The organism is Indolivaga alginatilytica (genome assembly GCF_003201355.1).
Classification (GTDB): Bacteria; Bacteroidota; Bacteroidia; order Bacteroidales; family Dysgonomonadaceae; genus Dysgonomonas_A; species Dysgonomonas_A alginatilytica.
Window position 1 is genome coordinate 38,698 of record NZ_QICL01000027.1, and the last position, 18,019, is coordinate 56,716.

Sequence of the window (18,019 nt, forward strand, 5' to 3'; positions counted from 1 at the left end):
TATATTCATTTTTGTTGCTTTGGTTAGGAAGAGCTTAACAAAAGCCTTTTATTTATTGTCGCAATAAGTATTTATTGTACCTATAAAACGATAATCGTAGAATTATATTATAGAAAAGTGAGATTTTATTTCTTTTTGTAACAAACAGCCAACGCCCGTAAAGAAAATGTACTTTATCGGGCGTTGAAGTAGTGTAGTGGTTGTAAGAAAATAATTAATTTATGAAATTGGTTGATTTAAGGTTAATAATACTTCTACAAAAGACTTAAATTAATGTTGTAAAGACAAGAGTAAATTACTCTGTTTTTTAGAATTTATTTACTCACCCACTCGGTTTCACTCTATTTTTATATATATTTGTAAAGGTGTCAACATTTCAAATACCAATGTGTTATATCGTAAATAATTAATTTTGCCATTTATGGAAACTCAATCGGAAACTTTAAATAAACCCAATGTACATCAGGGACATAATATAAAACGTCTCAGAGAGTCAAAAGGAATAAGCCAGCATGGGTTGGAACCGTTGGTTAATTTATCTCAGCAGACCATTTCGAGGTACGAGGATAAAAGAGTTATTGATGAAGAAATGTTGCAACGGTTTGCTAAGGCATTGGAAGTACCCGTTGAAACGCTTAAAAATATGGAAGAAGATGCGTGTTTCAATTATTATATTGAAAATAATACATTTTCAGAATTTTCAGATCACGCTTATGCTGTAGCAGGTACTCATAATAATTATAACCCTGTAGAGGAGATTATCAAATTGTGTAACGAGAAGGTAGAGTTGTACGAGCGTATGCTTGCCAATGAAAAGGAAAAAATCAGCTTGCTTGAAAAGATGCTGATGGATAAAAAATAAGAATACGGTCAAAAATACAAAAAATCCCATGAATTTCAGATCATGGGATTTTTTGTTCTTATGCAATCTGAAAATGCCCGATTATTTATCAGTAATTTTTCTCGCTTTCACATCTCCCGATCTTTGCTCCCTGTAGCTCTTAGGAGTTATTCCGTACTTCTGGGAGAACATCCTGAAAAAATTACCCCTGTTGTTGAAACCCACTTTATAAATAATTTCTTCTATCGACATGTTTGAGGTGACAAGCAATCGTTCAACAATTTTCAATCTGTATTCTTTAATAATATCGCTGGGAGTTTTGTCCGTAATATTTTTTAATTTACGGTATAGATGTCGGGTACTTACACCCAAAGACGAGCTGAGGAATTCGACCGAAAGATCGGGGTTGGATATATTTTCGTCAATGATCTTCATGATTTTTTCGAAGAGAGCCTTGTCATCTTTATGTATAAGGCGCCCGTCTTTAAGATCGAACGAACTTAGAGCCGAATTGTAGTATTCTTTGAGACTTTCGTCGCGTTGAAGGAACCGTGCCACTACCTTTTCGAGATATTCGATATTGAACGGTTTTGTTATAAACATTTCGGCTCCTGCCTCTACTCCTTTTACCTGCATCTCGGGATCGTTCTTTGCCGAAAGAATAATGATGGGAATATGTGCCAGAAACTTGTCAGACTTTATCGTTTTAATCAGCGATATACCGTCAATGTCGGGCAATACCAAGTCGAGTATAATTAATTCGGGCTGGTCTTGTTTCAGATAATCCAACAGGCTTTCGGACGAATTTAATGTCACAATATTGTATTTACCTTCGAAAATTTCAGAAATAAACCAAAGCATCTCGGTATCGTCATCAACAATTACAACCGAAGGCTTATTCTTGTCGTGATGATATTCCTTCTGCTCGAATGTGATAGGAATATCTATAAATAATTTAGGAGGTTCTATACTTATAGTTTCATCGTTTGCATTAGCGGCAAGCAGGGGCAGGAATACTTTAAACTGAGTGGTCTCATTCGGAATACTCTTCACCTGAATTTCACCGTTAAGCAGTTTTACCAAGCTGTGACAGATAGCGAGCCCCAGTCCGTTTCGGGAAAAAAGCCCGTCCTGTCCCCTTTTCTCGAAATCGTCCAGTACTTTGTATCTGTCAAAAATATTCGGCAGGTTATCCTTACCGATGCCTTTACCTGTATTGGTAATTGAAAATATAAGAGTTTCATTTTCTATGTGCAGATATATTGTTATAAGACCATTATTGGGGGTATATTTAAATGCATTCGACAGTAAATTGGTTGCTATTCGTACGAAACTATTCAAGTCGCAATTCCAATAAATGCCGGGAGGAATATTCATCTGATAATCAATGTTTTTGTTTTCAGCTATTTCAAGAAACAGATCGGCTATATTTATGGCTGTTTCCGACATGGGTATTTCTTTTATTTCGAGAGGCATATTTCCCGAATCGAGGCGTCTGAATTCTATTAATTCCTGTATCAGAGTATTTAGCTTTTCTACATTCCGTTGTATTAGCGAAGCGTATTTCCGGACATGAGAGTCGGTATTCCGATGGCTTATAATTTTCTCGCAAGGCCCGTATATTAACGTTAGAGGTGTACATAATTCATGAGTGATATTTGTAAAGAAGCGCAACTTCGATTCGTATATTTCCTCTTTTTGTTGTTCGTTTAATTGGGCTATGATGGTATCCTTTCTCATCTTAACCCATTTAAGACTAAGCCGGATGGAGAGGAAAATCAGGCTTAATACAATTATACTGTAGATGAGGTATGCAATATTCGTTCTATACCATGGAGGGCTTATCTTGATTGTGAGCGAATAAACGGAACTTTCTTTGCCGGTTATTCTGTTCTTATATTTTACGTAAAGGGTATATTGCCCCGGAGAAATACTGGTAAAGGAGATGGTATTGGAGTTCCCGTTTTCTATCCAGTCGGGACTCAGTTGATCCAGTTTGTAATAATATTCATAATTGCTGCCATTTATATAATCAATAGCAGTAAAAGAAATAGAAAAGAAGTTTTGACTATAATCGAGTTCTAATATTTCGGAATCTTTTTCTTGTATAAGAAAGTCGGATATATTGTAGCTTTTTCCAAATATCGATAAGTTATCAAAAAATATGGGAGGGGTATATTCCTTTTCGGTAAAATCATTTTTAGTTATTGTGATAAATCCGTTGACCCCTCCGAAATACAAGGTTCCCGAAGTTTCATCCTTGTAATATGCTCCGTCACTGAATTCGATAACATCCAATTCGTTTTGTTGTTTATATGTCTGGAATGTCTTTTCGATGGTATTGAATTTTATAATACCCTGATTGGTACTCAGCCAGAGATTGTTATTATTGTCTTCGAGAATACCGTGAATCGTATTGTTCGGAAAACCATTCGCTTCATTATAAACCTGTTCTTTTCCATCCGAGAGCCTGATTAGTCCGAAGCTGGTTCCAAACCAATAACCTTTATCGTTTTTGGCAATCGAAAATATATCGTTAAGAGTCTGGTTGGTATAATCTTTATCAAACTGAAAGGTCTCGTACTGATCTGTGATTGTATTCATCTTGAATAGACCGTATCCCCTGTTACCGAACCAGATGGTCGAATCATTTTCTTTATAAATCGTAAAGAAGTAGTTGTAAGAAGTTTCGCCGTTGTTGAATACTATTCTTTTAGTACGTGTTATGACGGGTACATCCTTTGTACCTCCTATATGAGCTTTTATAATGCCTTCTCCCACGGTTGCAATCCATAGGGTAGAATCATTGGCTTCACAGATGGCATGTACATACTTTATGCGGCTGTCTTCTTCGGTAATTTCTATTTTTTTGATTCTATTCTCCTTGTATGAATAATAATTTATCCCTTCATCGCTTCCTATCCATAAGATGTTGCGATTGCTTTTGGCAAAGGCAAAAACCGAATTGTCATTCAAATTACTGTTTATAGATAATATATGTTCTTTTTTGCTGTCTTTAATATCCTTGCCGGGATCGTAATCGGGTATTTTTACAATACCGTCTCCTTTAGTTCCTATCCACAGAGAGTTTTCTCTATCGACAAAAAGCGATCTGACAGGTTTATTTATAGGATAATTGAGGGTGTTAAAAATGGTCGATTTTACAGAATATGCATCTATGTAGTACATATATACGCCTTGTCCATCGGTTCCCACCCATATAATATCCTGAAACTTGTCTTTTGTCAGGCAGAATATTCCCGACTTAATATCTATCTGATTCACCGAATAGTTATTCTTCTGATCGGGTATATTTTTCAGATGCAGTAAACCATTGGTCTTGAAACCAAGATAATAGTCGTTGTGGTGTTTTATGATAGCCGATACTTCTCCATTCCGGCTTATTTCGTCCTGGAGATCGTATATATAATATTTTTTCCGTGTCAGAAGATCGTATTCGTATAGAATGTGGCTCTCATCAACAAAATAAACAGAATTGCCTTCGTTGAAGCAAAACGAAAGCTTTTTATCGTGCTCAAACAGATTGGCGGGCTTTAGTTCTATTTCTTTTCCTTTTTTTTCTATGTGATAGCTTTTGCAGTCACTGTCATTTGTAAATATCCATAGTATGTTGTTGTTATCTACAACTGCCTTTAGAGTCGATAAATAACTGTTCTCCAGTGGGTATTTTATAAAATTATTTTCACCTTTCTTTAAATAATAGATAGAATTGTCTTCTGTAATCGCAAAAACATCGCCCTGAGGGCTGGTGGCTAACTTGCTTTTTCCTTTAAGTTCTTTATAGGTTATTACAGTCTTTTTCTTTTTATTAAACTGATCCAGTCCATAATTTGTTTGAATCCACGATATATCGTCTCCGGCTTCTATGATAGATTCGATAAGGTTGCCCGACAGATTGTTTTTTCCGTTGGTGGGTTTATATACACGGATATTCAGCCCGTCAAACATATTCAGCCCATCGCATGAACCAAACCACATGAACCCGTTATTGTCCTGACTGATCGACAAGATTGCACTATTGGACAGCCCGTTTTTACTGGATAATTGTCGCAGGCTATACGGTTTTGAGTTCTGACAGAAAAATATGAAGAATATAAAGAAAAGCATATATGCTTTCTTTAAGTTAAATCCTGTGATATACATAGTTAAAGTTTTTCGATGTTGTAAGGTTAAGACAAAAATATCGCAAATTTGTCATAAAATGAAGCCTTAAATCTATTAATACGATCCCAATAGTCCGATTTTAAGACATTGTTGTCTGATTTTAAGACATTGTCTCTTAAGGGTTCTACCGTGTCCGAAAATCAGACCTGTTGAAGCCTGAATATGTGATAAGTTTGGGTTTCAATTTTATTTTTGTTAAACCTATCCTAATACCTAAAAAAATTATGCATGTACATAAAAAGTACTTTTTAAGGCTATGCTGCTTGGGTACATTATGTCTGATTTCAGGATCAAGTGTGATGTTTCCACTATCAGCAAAAGAGCATACTTCAAACACTGCCGGCATTTCTCAACAAGCAACTAAACGAAAGATAACAGGAGTAGTAACAGACCAATCGGCTCCGTTAGTAGGGGTTACCGTTACTATAAAAGGTTCTACCATAGGCACTGTTACCGATTTGGATGGTGTGTTTTCTCTGGATGTAGAAAATGGTCAGACTATTGATATATCGTATCTGGGCTATATACCGCAATCTATAAAAATAACCAATCAGACAAGCTTGAATATTGCATTGAAAGAAAATGCAGCTGTTTTGAATGAAGTGGTAGTTGTGGGATACGGAACTCAAAAGAAGTCCGATATCACAGGTGCGATGGTTAACGTAAAAGAAGATCTTATCAGACAGGCTCCTGTAGCCAATGTTGCGTCTGCTCTACAAGGTCTGGCAGCAGGTGTGCAGGTACAGATGGAGGGAGGAGATACCCGTCCGGGTGCGGTTCCTAAAATCAGAGTTCGTGGAGAGAGATCAATTAAAGCGGATAACGATGCACTTATAGTTGTTGACGGCATACCGTTTGCCGGAAGTTTAAATGACATAAACAACGATGATATACAAAGTGTAAGTGTTTTAAAAGATGCTTCATCTACTGCTATTTACGGATCGAGAGGTGCTAACGGGGTTGTACTTATTACTACCAAACGAGGAAGTAAAGGTAAAATTCAGGTTTCCTATAATGGTTTTTATGGTGTGACCAGTGCTATAAAAAACTTTGATGTAATGAATAGTGAACAATTCATCAGGCTTAAACAATGGTCTCAGTATAATGCAAACCCCGATAAATACACGGGAGTGGATGATCCCGAATTGATGAAAATAGGGGTTGTTTTCCGTGATCAGGATGAAATGGATGGATTTAATGCCGGAAATAATACCGATTGGCAAGACCTGATTTTCAAGAATGGTATCAGAACCAGTCATCAGGTTTCATTAAACGGAGGCAGCGAGAAGACATCTTATAATGCTTCTGTCGGATATTTTAAAGGCGAAAATAATTATCGCGGGCATTCTTTCGAACGTATGACTGCCAAATTTTCTCTCGACACAGAAGTTAGCCGTGTGCTTAGAGTGGGGCTTTCGTCTTTGAATACGTTTACCAAAACGAAGGGCGAAGATGTAAACCCGATGGATCAGGCATTGAGAGCTTCTCCGTTTACAACTCCTTATAACGATGACGGATCTTTGAGAACTTATCTGCCGGGAAGCGGTCAGAATGTATGGAACCCTTTGCTCGATGAGCAAGAAGGTGCAGTGGTCGATAACAGAAAGTCACTTTCAACATTTACCTCGGGATATCTGGAGCTTGCTTTACCCGAAGGTTTCAAGTACCGTTTTAATGGAGGTATACAATTGAGACAAAACAACAGAGGTGAATTTTTGGCTTCTAATACCACCCGAAGAATGGGTGCTTTAAATAAAGCATTTTCCCAAAACGAATTTATTCAGGATTATACAGTAGAAAATATCCTGACGTGGGATCGCACTATAAATAAGGTTCACAATATTTCGTTTACAGGATTATTCAGTTACGAAGACCGTATTCTTGAACGAAACAGCATAGAGTCTTTTGACTATTATGATGACAATGTCCAACACCATAATCCCGGAAAAGCACAAGGAGCAATTACGGGAGGCGGAACTTTTGATAAATGGAGTATCTTATCTTATATGGGACGTTTGAATTACAACTTTAAAGAAAGGTATTTATTTACTGCAACAGTCAGATATGACGGATCTTCTCGTCTGGCAGAAGGAAATAAATGGCATGCTTTTCCGTCACTGGCTTTGGGATGGAATGTAATTCAAGAATCCTTCATGCAGGAAGTGGATTTCCTTTCGGGCTTGAAATTACGTGCGAGCTGGGGTAATGTAGGTAGTACGGCGATTGATCCATATCAAACAATGGCACGGTTATCTGATAATAAATACCTGTTCGGTACGGCAGGCGCAATGGGAGTATATCCCGGTTCGGTTCCCGATAAAAGTTTAGGATGGGAAAATACTGAAACATATAATATTGGTATTGATTTCGGATTTTTATCGAATCGTATCAATGGTACATTAGAGTTGTATCAACAAAATACAACGGATTTGTTATTACCTGTAAAACTGCCGTCAACTTCGGGCTATTCGGGTTCATATCTTACCAATCTGGGTGCAACCCGAAATAGAGGAATCGAATTTAATGTGACTACCGTTAATATAAATGGCGATGGTCAGAATAAACTATTGTGGACTACCGATTTTAATATTTTCGGTAACCGAAATAAAGTGGTAGATCTGGGCGAAGGTGTTACTCAGATTCCCGATGAAAACTTATATCTGGGTAGAGATCGCTGGGCTATTCTTTCTCTGGAGGCGGATGGTATATGGCAGGATACACCCGAAGACAGGGCTTTGGCCGAAACGTTTGGATATAAAGTATCAGGACCGACTTCTGTTATTGGAAATGTAAAGGTGAAAAATCACCATGTTGATTATGAAGATGATGGAGTAACTCCAAAGGCGCAACAAAAAATCAATGAGGATGATAGAGTATTCATTGGAAGAAGGGCTCCTAATTTTGAAGGGGGTATTAATAACCGGTTTGCATTAAAAGGATTCGACTTGGCATTCTTATTTACATTTCGTGAGGGAGGAATTCTAACCTCAGATATGCATAATAGCTGGATGAATGAGATGAAAGGGTCATACAATAACCTGAATATTGATTACTGGACTCCCGATAATACAAGTGCACGCTGGCCCAAGCCGTCTTCCGCCGAGGTGCCCAATAAGAGCTTATTGGCAAGGTATAGTGCTTCGTATCTGAAACTTAGAAATATTACTGTCGGATATACAATACCTAAAAATGTTTCGAACAAATATGGTATACAATCGGCAAGAGTATATGCTACGGCTTCTAACCTTTATACATGGTTCGATTCTCAATATAAGAAAGATGGTGGTATAGATCCGGAAACAACCAGTACTATAAATCTTACAACGCCTCCGACCAGAGCTTTTGTATTTGGACTGAACTTATCATTTTAACCCTATAAGTAACAGTAAATATTAATTTTTACATTTTACAACTATAACTATCTCTCGCTATTATACTTACCGAAGTAACAAATAGGTCTGGGACCTTAATTGAAATATGAACATGAAAAAAATAATATATCTGATAGCAATATCCCTGATGGTAGGTTCTTTTACTGCTTGTGAAGACAAATTAGAAGAGGAAAATCATGCTAATACCACTCAGGATTTTATGAAAACCCCTAAAGGGTTTAAGATGGGATTGACTTCCATATATGGAACTTTGAGAACCATGTATGCTTATGAAGAAGGAATACATGGTTTGATGAACCCCGGAACGGACGAAATAAAGCCTAATATGGCAGGTAGTAACAGAACTACGCATATAGGTAATTATCATCTCGAAAGTTTTAATACGGATAATGAATTTCCCCGAAAATTGTGGAATGACTCATATACCAATATCAATACACTTAATTTTCTAATCGAAAATGCTCCTAATGTCGATACGGGTACAACAGACCTGACGGCTGTCGAGAGGGATCAGTTTTTGGCGGAAGCTAAATTTTTCAGAGGCTTTTTTTATTTTCTGATGGTTGAACAATTTGGAGATTTAACTATAAATACAACCTTCAATACCGAGCCTCGGACATCGGCTGTACGTGAAGATATGCTTTTGGCATACGATGTCATTATTGCCGACCTTGAAGATGCTGCTAAAGGGTGTTCGCCTAGTCCTCAGCAGAATAGTTTACCTTCGGGGCGTATTTCGGCTGCTGCTGCACGTCACCTGTTAGGTAAAGTTTACTTGACATTAGGGTGGGTATACGATAAAGATGCAGCCAAATATCCGAACAATCCGCATAATAAATATTACAATCCGTCGAAAGCTCAGGAATACTATCAAAAGGCATATACTGTATTGAATGGTCTGGTAACTGATGCCCCCGGACTGGGAATTTCTCTCATGCCTAAGTTTGCAGATGTGTTTGATGAAAACAACGACGCGCCATCTGGCAAAAATAAAGAAGAATTGTTTGTTGCCCGTATGGATTGGGATGACGATAATGTTTATGGAGGACGCACAACCCTGAACCATTATTTTGTAAACGGATACGACGCTTATCTGGGTGAACGTAATATAAATGACGGTCGTTCTTATTCGTGGAACAACCCGAATACCTATACCTACAATGCATTTAATAACAGAGATAAAGACACTCGCTATCAGGGAACATTCCAAATGGTATGGTTTGCAACTAAAAAGCAAAACGGAGGAGCCATATCATACACTATTAATGGTGTAAAAGAATCTTTTGATTGGAAATTGACCACGGTTGGAGATACAGCTATTTATTATCCCGGTTATAAAATGTCGGCCGGTGAAATAAAAGCCCGCACTCAACATAGGGGAGACAAAAACCAATACATCATTTTTACTCCCGATGCTTATAACGGTACAGGCATTTTTCCTACAATAACAAAATTTTTGGATAGAACCCGTGCTGTGCCCAATGATAATTCGGATCGCTCTTATATTATTTACCGTTTGGCAGAAACCTATCTGTTGGCTGCCGAAGCTGCGTATAAGTTAGGTAATAATGCCGATGCTGCCAGACATATAAATGTTGTACGTGAGCGTGCCCGTAACAAAGAAAAGACTGTTGCAGGAGTTTTAGATGTAAAAGCGTCGGATATAACACTCGATTTTATTCTGGAAGAAAGAACACGTGAACTTCTGGCAGAACACTGTCGCTGGGCAGACCTTGCAAGAACCGGAACTTTATTGGAAAGAGTGAAAAAATACGGAGAAGGGAATGCTCCGATAAATATACGTGAAAAGCATATACTTCGTCCGATACCAAAACAACAGATAGACAGAGTTACCACAGGTACGCCATACCCTCAAAATCCGGGTTGGTAAGGTCTGATAAAGAATATAAGGGCGTATTGCATACACCCTCAAAATAAAAGGAAATGGGGCTGTCTCAAAAGAAATTCAGCACACAGAATACACTGATAAAACAGATTTTAGATGTTTTATAAATAGCTATTAAATAGAAAAATAAGAAAAATAAAATTCTGTTTTTTCTGTTATTTCAGTGTAATTTGTGTTCCATTTAGACTTTTGGGACAGCCCCTTACTGAAAAAAAGAAAAAACAATGAAGAAAACAATACCGGCAATTTTTTGTCTCTTACTGGCAAACGTTTTTCTGACAATGGCTCAAAGCGGAGATTTGAAAAATTTCCCCAAAGGAACAGATCCGCTCGATGTTGGTAAGCGAGTATCTCAAAGATACGTTTCAATACCATTCCGAAACTTTGATGGTATAAAATCTCCTCCCAACGAAGTAACCTATCCCGAGGTTTGTACTTGGTTTGGTGCTTTGAAGTTTGCAAAAGAATCCGGAGACAAAAAACTATTGAGGCAACTCGAAGAGCGGTTTTTCCCGCTCTTGGGAAGCCAAAAGCACTTGATGCAGAGGCCCGATCATGTTGATCATACCGTTTTTGGATCAGTGCCTTTACAACTATATATGCAAACGGGTAATGAATTGTATTACTATATAGGGATTGATTTTGCAGACCGTCAATGGCAGATGCCCGAATCGACAAAACATGCGGAACAGTATCAGAATTTTCTGGATAGAGGTTTGTCCTGGCAAACCCGTTTCTGGATAGATGATATGTTTATGATTTCGACTATTCAGAGTCAGGCTTATTTAGCTTCGAAAGATGAAAAATACATCAACAGAGCTGCTTATCAAATGACAGTCTATCTTGATTCTATACAACAACCGAATGGCTTGTTCTTTCATGCGAAAGAAGCCCCTTTTTTCTGGTGCAGAGGAAATGGATGGATGGCTGCCGGTATGGCTGAACTATTGAGAAATTTACCAAAAGATAATCCGGATCGTCCACGAATACTGAAAGAATATGAGAAAATGATGGAAACCCTTCGTAAATACCGGAATGAGGAAGGATTATGGGGGCAACTCGTAGATCAACCTGATGCGTGGACAGAAACCTCCGGGTCGGCAATGTTCACTTACGCTATCATTACAGGCGTGAAAAACGGTTGGCTCGATTCGAAGGTTTATGCACCCATTGCCCGTAAAGCGTGGATTGCTCTGAATACTTATATTAATGAGGATAACGATTTGAGAGAAGTTTGTATGGGTACCAATGTAGGTACTAGTAAAGAATACTACCTGGCTCGCAAACGAATTGTCGGAGACCTGCACGGACAAGCTCCTATCCTTTGGTGTGCAACAGCTTTACTCGAAAAATAAGGTCGCAGACCTTTTTATTAAAAAACACAATAGATGAAAAATTTACTATTATCAAAGAAATCATTTTTGATTTTATTCTCATTATTAGCTTATTACTCTTTAGGGGGCGTAAGTCTATTTGCTCAAAACATGGAACTGAAATCTCCGAATGGAGAAATTAAAGTTTCCCTAAGTATTAAGGATAAAATTTACTATTCAATTGATTACAATAACGATGCGTTACTGAACGATTGCTACCTGCAATTGGCACTGGATCCTGAAGTTTTAGGTGAAAATCCTAAACTTGCAGGACAAAAACGAAGTGTGATTAATGAAAATATTAATCCCGTTGTGCCTCTTAAATACTCGACGGTAAACAATAACTGCAATGTATTGCTTCTAAATTTCAAAGGAGACTATTCTGTTGAATTCAGAGTTTTTAATGATGGTGTTGCCTATCGTTTTATTATCAATAAGAAAAAAGAGTCTATTGTAAAAGGCGAAGATTTTGTGATCAATTTTCCTTCTGATTATTTAGCACATATGCAACAGCCGGGCGGGTTTAAGACTGCTTACGAAGAAAAGTATACTCATGTTCCGACCGGTAAATTTGTTTCGGAAGAACGGAAAATGGCGGTTCTTCCTGTGTTGCTCGATACTAAGAAGCAATATAAAATACTGATCTCGGAATCTGATGTAACCGATTATCCATGTATGTTTTTAAAAGGAACAGCAAGTAATGGGATGCGATCAGTTTTTCCTAAAACACCTCTTGAATTTGGAGAAGATGGTGACCGTAGTTTGAAAATTCTTAAAGAAGCCGATTACATAGCTAAAACAGCAGGTAAGCGTAATTTCCCTTGGCGGTACTTTGTGATAACCAAAGATGATAAACAGTTGCTGGAAACTACAATGACATTGAGGCTTGCTCCTAAAAGTGAATTGCAAAATACATCGTGGATCAAGCCCGGTCAGGCAAGTTGGGAGTGGTGGAACGATGCTTCTCCTTATGGGTCTGATGTGAATTTCGTCTCAGGATATAATCTGGATACTTATAAATACTATATAGACTTTGCTGCAAAATACGGCATACGTTATATTATAATGGATGAGGGTTGGGCAATGAGTACTCGTGATCCTTACACTCCTAATCCAAAGGTGGATGTACATGAGATTATCCGCTATGGCAAAGAAAAGAATGTAGATGTTATCCTTTGGCTCACATGGTTGGTGGTAGAAAATAACTTCGATTTATTCAAGACATTCAAAGAATGGGGTGTGAAAGGTCTTAAGATTGACTTTATGGACAGAAGCGACCAATGGATGGTAAATTACTACGAGCGTGTGGCGAAAGAAGCTGCTAAGAATGAGTTGCTTGTCGATTTTCATGGTTCGTTCAAACCTTCCGGATTGGAATATGCTTATCCCAATGTAATATCTTACGAAGGTGTGCGTGGTATGGAGCAAATGGGCGGTTGTTATCCCGATAACAGTATCTATCTGCCTTTTATGCGTAACGCTGTTGGTCCGATGGATTATACACCCGGAGCAATGATCAGCATGCAACCCGAAGTGTATAAAGCAGAACGCCCCAATGCTGCAAGTATAGGAACTCGTGCCTATCAAATGGCATTGTTTGTAATCTTCGAAAGCGGATTGCAAATGTTGGCCGATAATCCTACGCTTTATTATCGTAACGACGATTGTACTCGTTTTATCACACAGGTTCCGACTACTTGGGATGATACTAAAGTGCTCGAAGCCAAAGTGGGAGAGTATGCCATTGTGGCTAAGAGGAAAGGAAACAAATGGTTTATCGGAGGTATGACCAATAACAATGAGAAGGAGAGAACTTTTGAAATAAGCCTCGATTTTCTGAATGAAGATAAACCCTACCAAATGACATCTTTCGAAGATGGTATTAATGCAGGTCGTCAGGCAATGGATTATAGAAAAAATGAGTCTTCGGTTCAGAAAGGAGAGAAAATAAGTATCAAAATGGTGCGTAATGGCGGTTGGGCTGCTGTGATTGAATAAAGCTTCATACTAGCCTCCCCAAAATGGCGTAGCTAAACTGAGGGAGTCATTACGAAACTTAAAACAATATACATGAAAAAAATACTATTAAGTTTTTTAATACTATGTTTTACACATTTGGCTTTTGCCGAGGATGGGTACGAGTTATGGCTTCGTTATCATAAAATAGAGAATCCGTCTCTTTTGCAAAAATATCAAAGCCGGAATAAAGGAGTGGTTTTTACTGCCAACTCGGACAGATTAAAAGCAGCTAAAAAAGAACTGGCTCTCGGTCTGAAAGGATTATTAGATATTGATTTGGCAGATTCTCAAAACCTGACTTCGGGAGGTGTATTGATTGGAACACCTGAGTCTTCGGGTCTGATTGCTCAATCGGGCTATGCTAAAGAAATAAACGGACTCGATCCCGAAGGATATATAATCCGTACAGTAAATATAGATGGGAAACAGATTACGCTTGTTGCTGCGAAAACAGATATAGGTGTCCTTTATGGAGTATTCCATTATCTGAGATTGATGCAAACAAATCAGTCATTAGATAAGTTGGCAATCACCGAAGAGCCTAAATTACAGTTGCGTGTCTTGGATCATTGGGACAATCTGAACGGAACGATCGAACGTGGCTATGCAGGTTATACCCTTTGGGACTGGGCTCGCCTTCCCAACTATAAATCGCCTCGCTATACAGATTATGCACGTGCAAATGCTTCTATAGGTATAAATGGTGCAGTACTTAATAATGTAAATGCCAATGCCAAAAGCCTGCGTGTCGAATGGCTTATAAAAGCTGCTGCTTTAGCCGATGCTTTTCGTCCTTATGGTATCAGGGTATATCTGACTGCTCGTTTTAGTGCACCCAAAGAAATCGGAGGATTACCGACTGCCGATCCTTTAGACCCGCAGGTAAGACAATGGTGGAAAGATAAAGCAAAAGAGATATATGGATACATCCCCGATTTTGGAGGGTTTCTGGTAAAAGCCAATTCCGAAGGGCAACCCGGTCCTCAGGATTATGGTCGTACTCATGCCGATGGAGCCAATATGATGGCTGAGGCGCTCGAACCATACGGAGGCGTTGTATTCTGGAGAGCTTTTGTGTATCAGAACGAAAGACATATTGATCGAGTGATGAATGGCTATGAGGAGTTTAAACCATTGGACGGAGCCTTCAATAAGAATGTATTTGTACAGCCTAAAAACGGACCGATTGATTTTCAACCCCGTGAGCCATTTCATCCATTATTCGGAGCGATGTCTAAAACGGCTTTGGCTCTCGAATTTCAAATAACGCAAGAGAATTTGGGACATGCAGGTCATTTGGTGTATCTGGGTTCGCTCTTTGAAGAGACCTTGCAATCGGATACTTACGAGAATGGTAAGGGATCGACCGTATCGAAAGTGCTCCAAAACTATAAAAAGACACATGGTATATCGGGAATTGCCGGTGTGCCCAATACGGGAACAGACCTCAATTGGACAGGACACCTGTTCGGACAAGCCAACTGGCATGCTTTCGGGCGTTTGGCATGGAATCCCGATATGACATCGGAGGAGATGTCGGAAGAGTGGATCAGAATGACATTCTCGAATGACAAAAAGATCATTGATCCTATACAGAAAATAATGCTGATGTCTCGTGAAGCAGCCGTTAATTATATGACTCCTCTGGGATTGAATCATATTATGAATTACGATACTCACAATGGTCCCGAACCTTGGCACGACGATCCGGTTTGGAGTGCATTTGATTATCATAAGGCGAGCGAATCGGGTGTAGGGGTAGATCGTACCCGTACGGGAACTAATGCCGTAGGGCAATATCATGAACCTTTGAGTAGTCAGTTGAACGATGTGAAAACCTGTCCCCCTCAATTTTTATTGTGGTTTCATCGGATGGCATGGGATTATAAAATGCCGTCGGGAAATACGCTGTGGAACGAATTAGTGGCACATTACTATCTCGGAGTGGAAGAGGTTCGTCAAATGCAGACGATATGGAACTCACTGGAGAAAGATATTGATGAAGAGCGTTTTGTTCATGTAAAATCGTTACTCGAATTGCAGGAGAAAGAAGCTGTATGGTGGAGAGACGGGTGTTTATTGTTTTTTCAACAATATTCCCAATTACCTATTCCCTCGAAATACGAACAGCCGAAACATTCGTTGAATTATTATAAGCGGATTCCTTATCCATATAATTGGAAAGAATCGCAATATAAATAAGGCAGTTGCAGGGGCGAACCTATATGTTCGCCCGTATGTGGGCAGACACCTAGGTCTGCCCCTACAACGAAAAAAATAATTACAATATGAAAAATTCACGATATATACTTCCTTTTTTCTTTTTCCTCGGAATCTTCTTTAGCGTCCAAGGGCAAGATTTATTCGAAGAAAGGCGGCAACAATATATAGATTATTGCACTAAAGAAGGAGATACCGAAGGACAAGGTGGAAGAACCATCATCTTTAAAGAAATTACCCGTGTTGCAGGAGGACTTTCTATTGACGAAAAGCGAGTACAGGAAACACTGGATGTTATTTATTACAACAGAGATTGCAATGATTTTACCTTGAACGGACTACTTCGTCTGGAGTATCAGAACAGGGAAAAAGCAATCCTGTCAAAGGAGATGAATGGAAAGGTTGAAGATTGTATTCTCGATTTCAAATATTGGTGGGACGATGCACGACGCGATACTACCTACAAATGTTATCATACCGAAAATCATCAGGCGTTGTACCATACTGCCGAATTATTGGCAGGGCAATTGTATAAAGACAAAGTTTTTAAAGATGGAATGACGGGAGTGCAACATATGGATCATGCGAAAGAACGTTTGGTCCGTTGGCTCGATTTCCGTTTTCGTTTCGGGTTTAGTGAGTGGCTTTCTGCGACTTACTATGATGTAGAGGTTCTCCTGTTATGCAATTTGTATGATTATGCCGAAGATCCTCTTATCAAATCACGGGCAGGATTGGTTCTGGATATGTTGATGTTCGATTTGGCACTTAATAATTATAAGGGCGTTCTAGGTACAACAACAGGCCGTATTTATGCCCCTACATTACTTACACACGAAAACCCCATTTCTCCTGTAATGAAATTGGTTTTTGGAGTGGGGCAATATTTACCCCGTCATATAATGGGAAGCACTGCATTGGCAACTACTACATATAGATGCCCCGAAGTAATAACAAAGATCGGAACCGATTACTCGGTGACGATGCGTAACCGCCAACGCAATAGTATTGAAGTGGCGGATGCTCCCGAATACGGACTCTCGTACGATAATGAACTGGATACTCATTTGTTCTGGGGAATGCAGGAGTTTATTCATCCTCTGGCTATTCGAATGTCCAAGTATATTTCGGAGATGCACGATGCATGGCCATATCGTGATTACGACCGTTATATTAAAATATACGATGACCAGATTGCTAAATACGGAAAGGTGATTACTCCTGATCTGGATCGCTTCGCCCTTTCGGAAGCCAATATCGAAACATACCGTACTCCCGATTATATGATCAGTTGTGCATCCGACTTCCGCCCCGGAGCTATAGGTTATCAGCAACACCCCTGGCAGGCTACTTTGGGCAGTAAGGCATTGGTGTTTACCAACCATCCCGGATCGGAGCATCTGAATGTTACTCCTAATTATTGGGCAGGTAATGCTGTATTGCCCCGTGCAGCACAGCATAAAAATGTGGTTGTATGTATATATAATACTCCAAAGAGCGAAAAATTGCATTTTACACATGCTTATATACCTAAAGATGCTTTTGATGAGGTTGTCGAAAAAGGTTCGTGGGTATTTGCCCGAAAGGACGATGGATATATTGCGATCTATTCTCAACATCAAACCCGATGGAAAGCAAATGCCGAAGGCGTGGTGAACGATTTGATTGCCGACGGCTTACAGAATGTATGGATTTTTGAAATGGGTTCTAAAAAAGAATCGGGAAGCTTTTCCAAGTTTGTAGATACGATATCAAAGTCGACAGTTGTTGCCAACAATCTGGAAGTAGTTTATAATTCACCTTCTCAGGGTAAGATTGAATTCGGCTGGGCATCACCGTTTAAAATAAAAGGTAAAAAAGTTTCATTGAGAGGCGGTTACCGCTATGATAATCCATACAGTAAGACTATCTTTAATAGTACGAAGATGGAAATCAAAAAAGGAAGTGAAATTCTGGTGTTGGATTTTGAAACGGGTAAACAATGGGTAGAGTAGGAGAGTGTGCCAAAAGAGATTCAGCACACAGAATACACTGACATCACAGATTTTTAGATTTTCTAAATTGCTGATAAATAGAAAAAAAT

8 protein-coding genes are annotated in these 18,019 nt (G+C 38.9%); 7 read left to right on the forward strand and 1 reads right to left on the reverse strand.

The window, feature by feature from the left end:
• Positions 1–421: 421 nt before the first annotated feature.
• The gene (locus CLV62_RS16910; protein WP_110311962.1) at positions 422–862 is read left to right on the forward strand and encodes a helix-turn-helix domain-containing protein; all 441 of its coding nucleotides are present in this window, start codon (positions 422–424) and stop codon (positions 860–862) included.
• Positions 863–943: 81 nt separating this feature from the next.
• On the opposite strand, the gene CLV62_RS16915 is transcribed toward CLV62_RS16910, so the two are convergent.
• Positions 944–4,969, reverse strand: a complete 4,026-nt coding sequence (locus CLV62_RS16915) for a hybrid sensor histidine kinase/response regulator transcription factor (RefSeq protein WP_170120086.1) — start codon at positions 4,967–4,969, stop codon at positions 944–946.
• Positions 4,970–5,325: 356 nt separating this feature from the next.
• Between CLV62_RS16915 and CLV62_RS16920 the strand changes: the two genes are divergently transcribed.
• From CLV62_RS16920 to CLV62_RS16945, 6 genes are all read left to right on the forward strand, one after another.
• The gene (locus tag CLV62_RS16920) at positions 5,326–8,397 is read left to right on the forward strand and encodes a SusC/RagA family TonB-linked outer membrane protein (protein WP_110311979.1); all 3,072 of its coding nucleotides are present in this window, start codon (positions 5,326–5,328) and stop codon (positions 8,395–8,397) included.
• Positions 8,398–8,509: 112 nt separating this feature from the next.
• Positions 8,510–10,309, forward strand: coding sequence for a RagB/SusD family nutrient uptake outer membrane protein (locus tag CLV62_RS16925; RefSeq protein ID WP_245904109.1), 1,800 nt, complete (start codon positions 8,510–8,512; stop codon positions 10,307–10,309).
• 239 nt (positions 10,310–10,548) lie between these two features.
• Entirely contained in the window at positions 10,549–11,679 is a 1,131-nt protein-coding gene (locus CLV62_RS16930; RefSeq protein WP_110311965.1) for a glycoside hydrolase family 88/105 protein, read from the forward strand.
• 129 nt (positions 11,680–11,808) lie between these two features.
• The gene (locus tag CLV62_RS16935; RefSeq protein WP_245904110.1) at positions 11,809–13,695 is read left to right on the forward strand and encodes a glycoside hydrolase family 97 protein; all 1,887 of its coding nucleotides are present in this window, start codon (positions 11,809–11,811) and stop codon (positions 13,693–13,695) included.
• 72 nt (positions 13,696–13,767) lie between these two features.
• A complete protein-coding gene (locus tag CLV62_RS16940; protein ID WP_110311967.1) occupies positions 13,768–15,918 on the forward strand; it encodes an alpha-glucuronidase family glycosyl hydrolase in 2,151 nt (716 codons plus the stop codon).
• Positions 15,919–16,004: 86 nt separating this feature from the next.
• Positions 16,005–17,930, forward strand: a complete 1,926-nt coding sequence (locus CLV62_RS16945) for a hypothetical protein (protein ID WP_110311968.1) — start codon at positions 16,005–16,007, stop codon at positions 17,928–17,930.
• The last annotated feature ends 89 nt before the right edge of the window (positions 17,931–18,019 follow it).

What these genes read in the sequence shown, in the direction of transcription:
- CLV62_RS16910 (WP_110311962.1), top strand. Translation starts at nt 422, where the DNA reads ATGGAAACTCAATCGGAAACTTTAAATAAACCCAATGTACATCAGGGA.
- CLV62_RS16915 (WP_170120086.1), bottom strand. Translation starts at nt 4,969, where the DNA reads ATGCTTTTCTTTATATTCTTCATATTTTTCTGTCAGAACTCAAAACCG.
- CLV62_RS16920 (WP_110311979.1), top strand. Translation starts at nt 5,326, where the DNA reads ATGTTTCCACTATCAGCAAAAGAGCATACTTCAAACACTGCCGGCATT.
- CLV62_RS16925 (WP_245904109.1), top strand. Translation starts at nt 8,510, where the DNA reads ATGAAAAAAATAATATATCTGATAGCAATATCCCTGATGGTAGGTTCT.
- CLV62_RS16930 (WP_110311965.1), top strand. Translation starts at nt 10,549, where the DNA reads ATGAAGAAAACAATACCGGCAATTTTTTGTCTCTTACTGGCAAACGTT.
- CLV62_RS16935 (WP_245904110.1), top strand. Translation starts at nt 11,809, where the DNA reads ATGGAACTGAAATCTCCGAATGGAGAAATTAAAGTTTCCCTAAGTATT.
- CLV62_RS16940 (WP_110311967.1), top strand. Translation starts at nt 13,768, where the DNA reads ATGAAAAAAATACTATTAAGTTTTTTAATACTATGTTTTACACATTTG.
- CLV62_RS16945 (WP_110311968.1), top strand. Translation starts at nt 16,005, where the DNA reads ATGAAAAATTCACGATATATACTTCCTTTTTTCTTTTTCCTCGGAATC.